12 protein-coding genes and 1 pseudogene are annotated in these 11,223 nt (G+C 48.1%); 10 read left to right on the plus strand and 3 right to left on the minus strand.

The annotated features are described in order from the left end of the window. Nucleotides 1-4: 4 nt before the first annotated feature. Genes ACESZH_RS14390 through ACESZH_RS14400 form a run of 3 tightly spaced genes read right to left on the minus strand, consistent with a single transcriptional unit; the run spans nucleotide 5 to nucleotide 4,127 of the window. Nucleotides 5-1,213 carry a restriction endonuclease subunit S gene (locus tag ACESZH_RS14390; RefSeq protein ID WP_373217326.1) on the minus strand — a complete coding sequence of 403 codons (1,209 nt, stop codon included), beginning with the start codon at nucleotides 1,211-1,213 and terminating at the stop codon, nucleotides 5-7. Next, nucleotides 1,207-3,885 (minus strand): N-6 DNA methylase, encoded by a 2,679-nt coding sequence (locus ACESZH_RS14395; RefSeq protein ID WP_373217327.1) that lies wholly within the window; start codon nucleotides 3,883-3,885, stop codon nucleotides 1,207-1,209. Before ACESZH_RS14395 ends, ACESZH_RS14390 begins: the two co-directional genes overlap by 7 nt. 47 nt (nucleotides 3,886-3,932) lie before the next feature. After that, nucleotides 3,933-4,127, minus strand: coding sequence for a helix-turn-helix domain-containing protein (locus ACESZH_RS14400; RefSeq protein ID WP_031475217.1), 195 nt, complete (start codon nucleotides 4,125-4,127; stop codon nucleotides 3,933-3,935). Nucleotides 4,128-4,594: 467 nt separating this feature from the next. Between ACESZH_RS14400 and ACESZH_RS14405 the strand changes: the two genes are divergently transcribed. The 10 genes and pseudogenes from ACESZH_RS14405 to ACESZH_RS14450 form a co-directional block, all read left to right on the plus strand. Continuing rightward, the gene (locus ACESZH_RS14405) at nucleotides 4,595-5,107 is read left to right on the plus strand and encodes a sigma-70 family RNA polymerase sigma factor (protein ID WP_373217328.1); all 513 of its coding nucleotides are present in this window, start codon (nucleotides 4,595-4,597) and stop codon (nucleotides 5,105-5,107) included. Nucleotides 5,108-5,213: 106 nt separating this feature from the next. Then, nucleotides 5,214-5,471, plus strand: coding sequence for a hypothetical protein (locus tag ACESZH_RS14410; protein WP_373217329.1), 258 nt, complete (start codon nucleotides 5,214-5,216; stop codon nucleotides 5,469-5,471). After that, the gene (locus tag ACESZH_RS14415; RefSeq protein WP_373217330.1) at nucleotides 5,407-5,733 is read left to right on the plus strand and encodes a DNA ligase; all 327 of its coding nucleotides are present in this window, start codon (nucleotides 5,407-5,409) and stop codon (nucleotides 5,731-5,733) included. The genes ACESZH_RS14410 and ACESZH_RS14415 overlap by 65 nt, the downstream gene beginning before the upstream one ends. Continuing rightward, nucleotides 5,723-6,862, plus strand: coding sequence for a DUF2800 domain-containing protein (locus ACESZH_RS14420; RefSeq protein WP_373217331.1), 1,140 nt, complete (start codon nucleotides 5,723-5,725; stop codon nucleotides 6,860-6,862). The genes ACESZH_RS14415 and ACESZH_RS14420 overlap by 11 nt, the downstream gene beginning before the upstream one ends. After that, nucleotides 6,855-7,427 carry a DUF2815 family protein gene (locus tag ACESZH_RS14425; protein WP_138337770.1) on the plus strand — a complete coding sequence of 191 codons (573 nt, stop codon included), beginning with the start codon at nucleotides 6,855-6,857 and terminating at the stop codon, nucleotides 7,425-7,427. Before ACESZH_RS14420 ends, ACESZH_RS14425 begins: the two co-directional genes overlap by 8 nt. Before the next feature lie 18 nt (nucleotides 7,428-7,445). Then, a complete protein-coding gene (locus ACESZH_RS14430; protein ID WP_373217333.1) occupies nucleotides 7,446-7,637 on the plus strand; it encodes a hypothetical protein in 192 nt (63 codons plus the stop codon). Between the two features lie 64 nt (nucleotides 7,638-7,701). Next, nucleotides 7,702-9,690, plus strand: a complete 1,989-nt coding sequence (locus ACESZH_RS14435) for a DNA polymerase (protein ID WP_373217335.1) — start codon at nucleotides 7,702-7,704, stop codon at nucleotides 9,688-9,690. An 86-nt stretch (nucleotides 9,691-9,776) separates the two neighbouring features. Next, nucleotides 9,777-10,199 carry a hypothetical protein gene (locus ACESZH_RS14440; RefSeq protein ID WP_373217336.1) on the plus strand — a complete coding sequence of 141 codons (423 nt, stop codon included), beginning with the start codon at nucleotides 9,777-9,779 and terminating at the stop codon, nucleotides 10,197-10,199. Between the two features lie 4 nt (nucleotides 10,200-10,203). Then, nucleotides 10,204-10,533, plus strand: a complete 330-nt coding sequence (locus tag ACESZH_RS14445) for a hypothetical protein (RefSeq protein ID WP_373217338.1) — start codon at nucleotides 10,204-10,206, stop codon at nucleotides 10,531-10,533. Then, a pseudogene (locus tag ACESZH_RS14450) lies at nucleotides 10,533-11,223 on the plus strand (DNA primase); the annotation flags it as partial. The gene ACESZH_RS14445 and the pseudogene ACESZH_RS14450, both read left to right, overlap by 1 nt.

The following is an 11,223-nucleotide window of genomic DNA, read 5'->3' on the forward strand; positions in this document are numbered from 1 at the left end:
CTCCTTACATCAATCTGACCTTACCGGTCAGTAGTTCAGACAAAAGTTTATTCTTTATGGCAGAATATTTAACGATCTGTCTATCATACAAGTCAATCAAATGATCTATTTCTGCGAAGAAACCGCCTATGGCTTCCTGTTCCTCCTTACTTGGTCTACATATCTGCAGACTCATATAGTCTTCAAAAGAAATATTAAGTAGTCCATCCATTCGTGCAGTAGATGAAACCATCTTTTTCAAAGCCGAATCAAATATTCCGCTATTCAGGTAATATCCATAAAATATCGAATCATCATTAGGGACAGAAAAGGCGTGATAAACAAATGGAATTCTGGCCTCTTCGATCCTTAAATCGAAGCAACTACCATAATTTCTTGTTTTTGAATATCCGTGATTATATGCCAATTCTCCTTTTTTCAATAATGTGTAATTTTTCAAGCTACTACCAGCATGATCGTCAGAATATTTTTCGCTCTGCTCAATAAAACCCGCAGAGGCAGATATCATCATTACTGGTGCTTCTGAATAAATATCTGCTTTTCGAGTTACCTCAACAGCAATATCACCAAGTTGACATTTTTTCCATTCCCCTGAAAAGCCTTTCATTCTAACCAACGGAATACTTCTATCCGACTTCGGAAGCAATTGATCAAGACACGCCCTCTTAAAATCAGTTTGTTTTTTCCTTAAGTCACGCAGATACATGATCTCTTGATCGAACTCAGCTAAGTGCTTTGCTATCGCAGTTTGTTCATCAATATCAGGCAAGAAAAATCCATAATCATAAATCTCGTTCCTGTTAACCTTTGGCATTCCACTTCTCTGCGATAGAGATACCGTGTATTTAAAGAACTGCCGAGATAGTAAAACATATTTAAGGTAATCAGGAATTATTTGACTACTGCATGAAATCGGATACATGTCTGCACTACATAATCCGCAAAACTGCGGGAATGCAACCTTACTAAGCTGGGGATTGATTTTTCCGTATAAAACATCTTTATCAGTAAAGTAATACTTTCCACTTATCAACTGATCGTCTATTACTCTATTGTAATTTAAAAGATGACCACTAAATTTTTCTATGCTTTCATTTCCAATGTGAGGTAGCATAGAGTATCTTTCATCCTGTGGATTGACCATAGGTGCATTTATAGAGGCTACATCGCCAAGTTTGACTCTTTTCCATTGTGCCTTCATATTACTCACCATTTGAATCCCATCCCTTCAAGCGATTTCTTTATAGTGCCTTCATACTTCTTGGAATCGGCGAGTAACTCTGGAAGGGTGAACTCATATCTTTCAGATAACTCTGTTATTCTGTTGGTAAGATTATGTGATATATCGGTATACAAAGAAGCTATTCCTGAGAATATATTTGCAAACCACTTTTTGTTTACCAGCAAGTCCAGTATTTCATCATCGGTGAGCGCATCATATCTTGCTCTGCATTTTTCATCCAGCGCCTTATTCAGATCCTTCACAACCTTACTATAATCAGAGATTTTTCCACATAGCTCCAATGCATCCTTCAGCTGTTTAACATCATCTTGTAGGCTTTCCGGCACGCTTTCCTCAGTTCTGATAATATGAAGACGAAAATCAATAGATGCCTTCGTAATCTTACCGTTTTCATTGACAACACTCTTACATAACGGATGTCCTAAAAGGTAAGCCTCCAGTCGCTTTTTAGTGTTTACAAGGTGGAGATCCATCCGGATAATTTCAAGCTCTATCGTTTCCTCGGTTTCTATAGTGCTTGTCAGCTCATCAATTTTTGCTTCGATGTCTTTTGCCTTAACTTTTCCATTGTCGGCTATGTCGGCAAGAGCAGATTCCTCGTCGGCGCTTTCAATTAGATTGGAAAGCTGAGAATCCGTCTCCGCGACAACATTCTCCGCTTCCTCAATGGCATTCTTCTCCTCGCGGAAAAACGAATCTATCATAATTGCCTTCGGAATTAATCTACCTTCCCATCCGGTAACTTTCATTTCACCCTTGTTTTTACCCTGAGTGATTTCTTCCTCAATATTATCAGTAGCTCTGGCATTGGCATATCCGTCCGGCTCACTTATAATCAGTGAAACATCATCGTTCATGACTTCATTCCAGTATGCCAAGAGAACCTGATATACATCATATTTATCGATCAATGTAAGATGTTCAAATTCGGTGAGAATATCCTGCGCAAGATTGTCAATCAACTCCCTTGCGGACACATCTTCATCTAACGTGGACAGTGCTGTATATTCCTTTGCCTTCCATGCAGAAAATGCCTCGTCAAGTTTTTCGCCATATTCGGAGAACTCAGCGTTCTTGTATATCGTTCGACGGATGTTATTATGGTTGACATTTAAACTGTAGTATTTCTCGCTAATAACGGAAAAAAGCTCCGATTTTAACGATGGAAATACTTCCCAATATCTATCAAGACCCTCTATATCAACTGCCGGAATTCCACCATATATATGGGCATAAATATCTTGAACATCCTCAGACTCAAAAGAGTCTATGTAGCGTGTGACATTTAAATTACACCCATTCTTCACTTCAATCTCATCATTTGGAACAAATCGCGCATAATGCGGATCGGAATCAATTTGTTCATTGAAGGTAGTGGTAATTTTATATATGTCTCTTTCACGAAGACGATTTTTGCTTCCATCCTTAACAAAATCATGGCTTGCATCAATCATAAATATTCCTTGTCGATTTGCAGCGCCTTCCTTGTCAATTACAAGTACGCAAGCTGCAATTGGTGTTCCGTAGAACAAATTGGCCGGAAGACTTATTATTCCTTTTATCCAGTGCTTCTTTATAATCGATTCTCTTATTATTGCCTCAGCGTTAGGTCTAAACAGCACGCCATGAGGAAGTATAACTGCAGCCTTTCCATTTGACTTAAGAGATTTAAGAATATGCAATAGCCATGCATAGTCCCCCTGCTTTTCAGGAGGAAGAGCACCATATCCTTCAAATCTACCGTATTCTTTTCCAGCAACTCCATCTTTCCAGTTTTTCATGGAGAACGGCGGATTAGCAACTATATAATCAAAACGCTCAAGCACAGAATTATCTGCTCTATCGAGATACTGCGGATTCGAGAATGTATTACCACTCTTGATGGTAATTTCGGCCTTGCGGTGCAAGACAGCGTTCATCTTGGCAAGACCGGCTGTCGTGCTTTCCTTCTCCTGACCGTAACCCATGATCGGAAATGGAGCTGCGTCGATAGCTCGGATTAATAGGCTGCCACTGCCGCAAGCAGGATCACATACCGTGGCGCTGGTATCCGTGCAGCGACTGATACCTACCACATTGGCGAGGATTCTGGAAACCTCTGCAGGTGTATAGAATTGTCCCTTGCTCTTTCCGCTTTCTGTAGCGAATTTGCGCATCAAATATTCGTAGGCGTCTCCGATGATGTCATCGCCTTCAGCCTTGTTCCGGGAGAAGTCCAGTTCCGGACGCTGGAAGATGGATATGAGATCGGTCAACTTATCGACCATTTCCTTACCGCTACCCAGTTTCTTCTCATCGTTAAAATGTGCAATATCAATAACGCCCTTCAGGTCGGTGTTCTCGTCAGCAAGACGGGCGATGATTTTGTCCATGCCCTCGCCGATGTTCTTCTTTCCCTTAAGCGCGATAAAGTCATCAAAGGAGCAGCCCGTCCGCTTTTCCGGATCGGGATCTTTGTCATGTGCCTTATCGAAGACTTTGATGTCCTCATAGGCTCCCTTATTCTTAAATTTATCGGTGACATACTTCATGAACAGAAGCGTCAGGATATAGTCCTTATATTCCGAGGAATCCATGCCTCCACGAAGTTTGTCGCAGCTCGCCCATAGCGATGCATATAATTGCGTTTTCTTAACAGCCATCTTTGTCTGCTCCTTGTCTAATGATTTTCTTTGATTTTCTCCTTGAATCAGTCAGCGCTTTTACCGCTCTTAACCCATTCATCGAGTTCGGAAATTTTAAACTTCCACTGTTTTCCGATTTTTTGAGCAGGCAAACCTTCTTTACCATTTCTGATCCAGCTGCGAAGAGTGACCGTTTTAATACCTAAATATTCCGCAGCTTCATCTATACTTATCCATTTGTCATTCATGATTTCTTCCATGCTCTCACCTCGTGATTTGAATCTGAATACAGCTCAACTATTTTAGTATACAGCAAAAATGTGAATTTTTCAAGAGTTTGCTGTTATTTGTTGATATTATTTTTTATTTGTGCGTTCTCAAAAATCGCCACCGGACACGACTATGTCCGGTCTTTTTTTTCCTATTTTTCAAGACATAGCCCATCTTAACCTACCTGTTATTACCTGTTAGTACCGCAAAAACGGACATACCTGTGTCCGAGGTTTCAATCTCTAAAAATGGCATACTTGCCTTAGCACGTGGGAGCCATCTGCGCAGGGTGTTTCCGGTTCCACGTGACTACCTATGACAATCAAATACTGTACCGATCACCGGAAGTGAGGTGCAGCCGAAATGGAGTAATCCTTCGGTATGCCCTCTACCTGTGGTTTGGTTTTGCATGTCTGGAGCTCTCCATTTCGGCAAAAGCCGAAGGAGGGCTTTCATTATGCAAAACAACGACAATCAGAAGACCTATTTCATCTACGTTCGAAGCACAGGCGAGAAGGTGCCGGTCACCAAGGAACAGCACGACTCCTTCTATAAGGAAGCTGACCGTATTCGCCACAAGGAGCAGGATCACGGCAGGTGCATGTGTCCGTACCGCTTTATATGGAAGTGCGACGGCGATTGCATCGGCTGTGAATACCACGCGGCAGGTGACACCACATCTTTGGATCAACCTCTCCCGGATGGCAACGGCACACTCGGCGATTATATCCCTGACAGCAACAAACCGATGGATGAAGTCATAGCCGACCGTATGCTGTTGGAGCAGCTCTTTGCACGTCTGCGTGAACTCGACCCGGAAGCCGATACCATCATCCAGCTTTGGAAGGATCATCCGGAAGGCATCTCCGACCGTGCCATTGCCAGAGAGCTTGGTCGTCCTCAAAAGACCTTTGCTGACCAGATGAAAAAGTATCGTACCGACCTTCGCAGGATCAGAGGCGATAAGTAATATAAGCACCACGAAACACAGCCTTTCCGGCCATAGTCCCTCTTTCGGATGGTGGCCGGAAAACTTTTTTATAAAATCCTCCGCTCAAATCGGAAGTTCATCTCCAGTGGAAGATGAAGGACAGAGAACAACGCCTTCAGAAAGCGAGGTGAACATGATGTACCGCAGTTACGCAGACACCGGCGGCAACGTGAACGAGGAAATCAAGCTCCTGAATTCCATCAGTCACGTATCCGCCAGACTGGCAAGAAATCTCTCAATTCTTGCCGCAAGCCAATCCGAGGAAGGAGGAAAAGAAAATGTCAAAGATGGCAGAAATGGCACAGACCATCGAAGAGCTCCGCACCGCTGCTGCTTCTATTAATGCCGCAGCCGACTGGCTCTACCAGCAGTTTTCCGGAGGGGACGAGGCGCAGGCCTCTGAGGCACCCGCCAAAGAAGAACCGAAGCCGGAGCTGAAATTGGAAGACGTAAGAGCCGTCCTTGCTGAAAAGTCCCGCGCCGGTCATACCGCAGAAGTACGCGCCCTGCTTAAAAAGTATGGTGCCACAAAGCTCTCGGAGATCGATCCGGCAAACTACGAAGCTCTGATGAAGGACGCGGAGGTAATCGGCAATGGCAGCTAAAGCACACGCAATCCTGTCCGCGTCCAGCTCCGACAGATGGCTGCACTGCCCGCCATCGGCGAGGCTCTGCGAAACCTATGAGGACAAGGGAAGCGACTACGCTGCGGAAGGCACCGACGCCCATGCGCTTGGCGAATACAAGCTCAAGACTGCTCTCGGTATGCCAGCTAATAATCCGACCGACAGCCTCAAATGGTATTCCGAGGAAATGGAGGATGCTACCTCCGGCTATGCAGAATATGTGCTGGAACAGGTCGAAGCCGCCAAAGAAACCTGCGCCGACCCGGTAGTTCTTATCGAGCAGCGTGTGGACTTCTCCCGCTGGGTAGAACAAGGCTTCGGCACCGCCGACTGCATCATCATCGCAGACGGTACGCTCCGGGTAATCGACTACAAGCACGGCTTAGGCGTTCTGGTCTCCGCAGAGGAAAATCCCCAGATGCAGTGTTACGCCCTCGGCGCTTTGGAGCTTTTCGATGACATTTACGACATCGATCAGGTATCCATGACAATCTACCAGCCAAGACGCCAGAACGTCAGCACCTACGAGATCAGCAAAGACGATCTATATCGCTGGGCGGATGAAGTCTTAAAACCCACCGCAGATCTGGCCTTCGCCGGAGACGGGAACTTCCTGTGCGGCGAATGGTGCGGTTTCTGTAAGGCCAAAAACGAGTGCCGTGCCAGAGCCGAAGCAAACCTGAAGCTCGCGCAGCATGATTTCAAGCTCCCGCCACTTCTTACAGATACAGAGATCGAGGTCATCCTCGGCAAGGTCGATGAACTGGTCAGCTGGGCTTCCGATATCAAGGAATACGCACTGCAGCAGGCTCTCTCCGGCAAGGAATGGTCAGGCTTCAAGCTCGTCGAAGGACGCGCCAACCGCAGATACAGTAATGAGGCCGCCGTCATTGACGCGGTCGAGAAAGCAGGCTTTGACCCGTATGAGAAAAAGCTGCTCGGCATTACCGCCATGCAGAAACTCCTCGGCAAGTCCCGCTTTGATGAACTCCTGACGGCTTACATCGAAAAGCCGCAGGGCAAACCCACACTTGTGCCGGATAGCGATAAGCGCCCGGCCATGAACACAGCAAAAAATGATTTTATGGAGGAAAACAACAATGAGTAAGAATGTAAAAATCAGCAATCCCATGAAGGTTATCACCGGTGTCGACACCCGCTGGAGCTACGCGAACGTCTGGGAGCCGAAATCCATCAACGGCGGCACACCCAAGTACAGCGTAAGCCTCATCATTCCGAAGTCCGACACCAAGACCATTGCCAAGATTCAGGCTGCCATCGAGGCTGCCTACAAGGAGGGCGAAGCCAAACTCAAGGGCAACGGCAAGTCCGTACCGGCACTCTCTGTCCTTAAGACACCTCTGCGTGATGGTGATGCAGAGCGTCCGGATGACGAGGCATACAAGAACGCCTACTTCGTCAATGCCAACGCCACGTCTGCTCCCGGCATCGTAGACGCAGACCTGAACCCGATTCTCACCCGTTCCGAAGTGTACAGCGGCGTGTACGGCAGAGCCAGCATCACGTTTTATGCTTTCAACTCTTCCGGTAACAAGGGAATCGCCTGCGGGCTCAACAACCTGCAGAAGATCCGCGACGGTGAGCCTCTCGGCGGCAAGGCAAGCGCTGAGTCCGACTTTGCTACTGACGACGATGAAGATTTTCTCAATTAAGGAAAGGAGCGCAAAACTATGGAAAGCACAGTAATGATCTCATCCCTTCTCTGCAACATCCTGATCGGGTGCTTCTGCATCGTAGTCCTGTCTTGGGCAGTAGTAGCTGTCCAGACGGTGATCAATGACTTCAAGCGCGAGAAACGCGAGGAGAAAAAGGCCGCGCAGGACGACGAATACCATGTAAAACGTATGGAAGCCCTGAAATAATCCAGTACAGGCAGGCGGCTTAGGAGCGATCTTAAGCCGCTTGTTTGAATTGAGGTGAAAATCTATGCAAACACTTAGTATTGATATTGAAACCTACAGCGGCGTAAATCTGTCCAAGTGCGGCGTTTATAAATATGCCGAGTCACCGGATTTTGAAATACTGCTGTTCGGCTACAGCGCCGACGGCTCCGATGTGACGGTCATCGACCTTGCACAGGGCGAACGCCTGCCGCAGGAAATTATAGAAGCTCTGACCGATGATTCTGTCATCAAATGGGCTTTTAATGCAAATTTTGAAAGAGTCTGCTTGTCCCGGTACCTTTCCGATCTTGGAGTGAGTCTTGACCCTTTCCACGATAATCATCCGCTCTCTCAGGAGTGCTCCCGGTTCCTGAATCCGGAAAGCTGGCGCTGCTCTATGGTCTGGGCAGCCACAATGGGACTGCCACTTTCTCTGGAAGGCGTCGGTGCCGTCCTCGGTCTTGAGAAACAGAAGCTTACCGAGGGCAAGGAGCTCATCAAATATTTCTCCGTGCCCTGCGCTCCGACAAAGGCAAACGGCGGTCGCACAAGGAACCATCCCTTCCACGCGCCGGACAAGTGGGAGGCCTTCAAAAAATATAACATCCGTGATGTGGAAACCGAGATCGGCATCAAGGATCGCCTTGCAAAATTTCCTGTACCGGATGGAGTCTGGGACGAGTACCACATCGATCAGGATATCAACGACCGTGGTGTCCGGCTCGACATGGATCTGGTGAAGGAAGCTATCGAAATGGACACCCGCTCACGCTCGGAGCTGACTGCTGCCATGAAGGATATCACGGCTCTCGATAATCCGAACTCCGTGCAGCAAATGAAGCAGTGGCTCTCCGATAACGGTCTCGAAACCGATACCCTCGGAAAGAAAGTCGTGGCAGAGCTCATCAAAACGGCTCCTCCTGAGCTGCAGACCGTTCTGGAACTGCGCCAGCAGCTTGCCAAATCCTCGGTCAAAAAATATCAAACGATGGAGCGTGCAGTCTGTGACGACGGCAGAGCTCGCGGCATGTTTGCATTTTATGGAGCCAACCGCACCGGGCGATGGGCAGGAAGACTCATACAATTACAAAATCTCCCGCAAAATTATCTCCCGGATCTGGCTGACGCCCGTGCTCTTGTAAAATCCGGCGACTTCGATGCCGTGAAGCTCCTCTATGAAGATGTCCCGGATACCCTCTCGCAGCTGATCCGGACAGCCTTCATTCCAAAGGACGGTACGCAGTTTTATGTTTCCGACTTCTCCGCCATCGAAGCCCGCGTTATCGCTTGGTATGCAGGTGAGACGTGGCGGCAGAAGGTCTTTGAAACCGGAGGCGACATTTACTGTGCCAGCGCCAGCCAGATGTTCCATGTCCCGGTCGAGAAGCACGGCGTAAACCGCCATCTGCGTCAAAAAGGCAAGATTGCAGAACTTGCGCTCGGCTACGGCGGCTCGGTCGGAGCCTTAAAGGCAATGGGCGCTATAGAGATGGGACTCTCCGAAGATGAGCTTCCTCCGCTGGTAGATGCTTGGCGTCAGACAAATCCCAACATCGTGAAATTCTGGTGGGATGTTGACCGCGCTGTCATGGAGGCTGTGAAGTATAAGCACACGACCTCAAGCTACGGGCTTACCTTCTCCTGCCGCTCCGGGATGCTCTTTATTACGCTGCCCTCCGGCAGAAACCTCTGCTACGTGAAGCCGAAGATCGGAACTAATAAATTCGGCGGCGAGTGTATCACCTATGAAGGCATCGGCAGCACGAAAAAATGGGATAGGCTCGATTCATACGGGCCGAAATTTGTGGAAAACATCGTGCAGGCGACCTCCCGCGACATTCTCTGCTACGCCATGAAGACGCTGCGCTGTTGCTCCATCGTTATGCATATCCATGATGAGCTGGTCATTGAAGCCGACCCGCGTATGTCTCTTGATGTGCTCTGTGAACAGATGAGCAGAACTCCGCCGTGGGCAAAAGGCCTGAAGCTACGCGCCGACGGTTATATCACACCCTTCTACAAAAAAGATTAAAAATCGTCCGCTCAAATCAGGCGTTCATCTCCAGTGGAAATTGGAGGTGGACGCCTTTAAGTCTGCCCGGAAAGGAGGACTCCCCAGTGAGTAACGATTATCACAACAGCGAGGGCTATCCTGACCCGACTGCCGGTGAAGCGCTCTCCCGGATTGCCGTAAACGAAAAGCAGTCCCTACGCGCTTTCCGTCCTATCGTCTACATCTGCTCTCCGTTTTCCGGAGATGTGGATGCAAACGTGGCCAATGCCAGACGCTACAGCCGCTTTGCCGTAGACAAGGGATATATCCCTATCGCACCGCACCTGCTGTTTCCGCAGTTCCTTGATGATAACAATCCAACAGAACGTGAGCTCGGTTTGTTCTTTGGAAATGCCCTCATGAGCAAATGCGCCGAGGTCTGGGTATTCGGCAGCCGTATCTCATCCGGTATGGAAGCAGAAATCAAACGCGCCAAGTGGAAGGACTATCGCTTGCGCTATTTCACAGAAGAATGTCAGGAGGTTTAACGCTATGTATGAAGTAACAGAAAAACGCAGAAAACTCGATGATGGCACCGAGATCACCACATACACCCGCGATGTGATCAGCTGCAATATCCTGCAGGTCGAGGCCGGAACAACCGGATATAAGGGCGGCGACACCGGTCATGGTGGTCGTACCTATTTCCGCATTCAGGACGAGGCCAGCACGGATATGGAGATAAAGCCCATCCTCAGCAAATACGGCTGTGATGGATTCGAGGTTACCCTCGGCGGCGACTGCGAGCTGGAGACCATGATCCGCGCTCTGAAATTTATCACGAAGGTGCTGGAAGAAGAATCTGAGGAGGTGTATGACTGATGTTTACGCTTTATAGTGCTGATTTTATCGGCAATCCCGGAAACTGCTCCTATCCTCATAAGACCGTGGTCATGGATACGGACAGCTTAAAGGCTGCGGTCGGCCACGACTATGTATGCGCTGAATATAAACACCATTACCGCAACGGTGCCAATTTTCTCTCTGCCGACTGCCTTCCCGTGGACTGCGACAATGACCACTCTGAAGATCCAAAGGATTGGATCACACCGGCAGATGTGCTGGAGGCTTTTCCCGGCGTCAGCATTGCTATCCACTACAGCCGTTTCAACCAGCGCGAGAAAAATGGTAAGCCCGCAAGGCCAAAGTTCCATGTGCTCTTTCCCATCGAGCGCGTGACGGATGCTACCCTCTACAGCGATATGAAGAAGCTGGTCAATTGTATCTTTCCGTATTTCGATACGAATGCGCTGGATGCTGCTCGCTTCTTCTTCGGAACACAGGAGCCAAACGTGGAACTCTATCCCGGTCGCATGAATCTTACGGAATTTTTGAATGATGACGAGTTCGATGCAGGCCTGCCCGGAGGTCATGAAAAGGATGTAGTGATCCCGGAAGGCAGCCGTAACGCTACCATGTCCCGCTTTGCCGGTATTGTTGGACAGCGAATTGAGAGAGACGCAAACGGCAAATTATTTTTCCGCTTTTCAAATAATCGACCGCGCAGTCTGG

This window comes from Ruminococcus sp. 5_1_39BFAA, assembly GCF_964240875.1.
Classification (GTDB): Bacteria; Bacillota; Clostridia; order Lachnospirales; family Lachnospiraceae; genus Blautia_A.

Excerpts from the sequence above, each read along its gene's own strand:
- ACESZH_RS14390 (WP_373217326.1), bottom strand. The coding sequence starts at position 1,213 with ATGGTGAGTAATATGAAGGCACAATGGAAAAGAGTCAAACTTGGCGAT.
- ACESZH_RS14395 (WP_373217327.1), bottom strand. The coding sequence starts at position 3,885 with ATGGCTGTTAAGAAAACGCAATTATATGCATCGCTATGGGCGAGCTGC.
- ACESZH_RS14400 (WP_031475217.1), bottom strand. The coding sequence starts at position 4,127 with ATGGAAGAAATCATGAATGACAAATGGATAAGTATAGATGAAGCTGCG.
- ACESZH_RS14405 (WP_373217328.1), top strand. The coding sequence starts at position 4,595 with ATGCAAAACAACGACAATCAGAAGACCTATTTCATCTACGTTCGAAGC.
- ACESZH_RS14415 (WP_373217330.1), top strand. The coding sequence starts at position 5,407 with ATGTCAAAGATGGCAGAAATGGCACAGACCATCGAAGAGCTCCGCACC.
- ACESZH_RS14420 (WP_373217331.1), top strand. The coding sequence starts at position 5,723 with ATGGCAGCTAAAGCACACGCAATCCTGTCCGCGTCCAGCTCCGACAGA.
- ACESZH_RS14425 (WP_138337770.1), top strand. The coding sequence starts at position 6,855 with ATGAGTAAGAATGTAAAAATCAGCAATCCCATGAAGGTTATCACCGGT.
- ACESZH_RS14430 (WP_373217333.1), top strand. The coding sequence starts at position 7,446 with ATGGAAAGCACAGTAATGATCTCATCCCTTCTCTGCAACATCCTGATC.
- ACESZH_RS14435 (WP_373217335.1), top strand. The coding sequence starts at position 7,702 with ATGCAAACACTTAGTATTGATATTGAAACCTACAGCGGCGTAAATCTG.
- ACESZH_RS14445 (WP_373217338.1), top strand. The coding sequence starts at position 10,204 with ATGTATGAAGTAACAGAAAAACGCAGAAAACTCGATGATGGCACCGAG.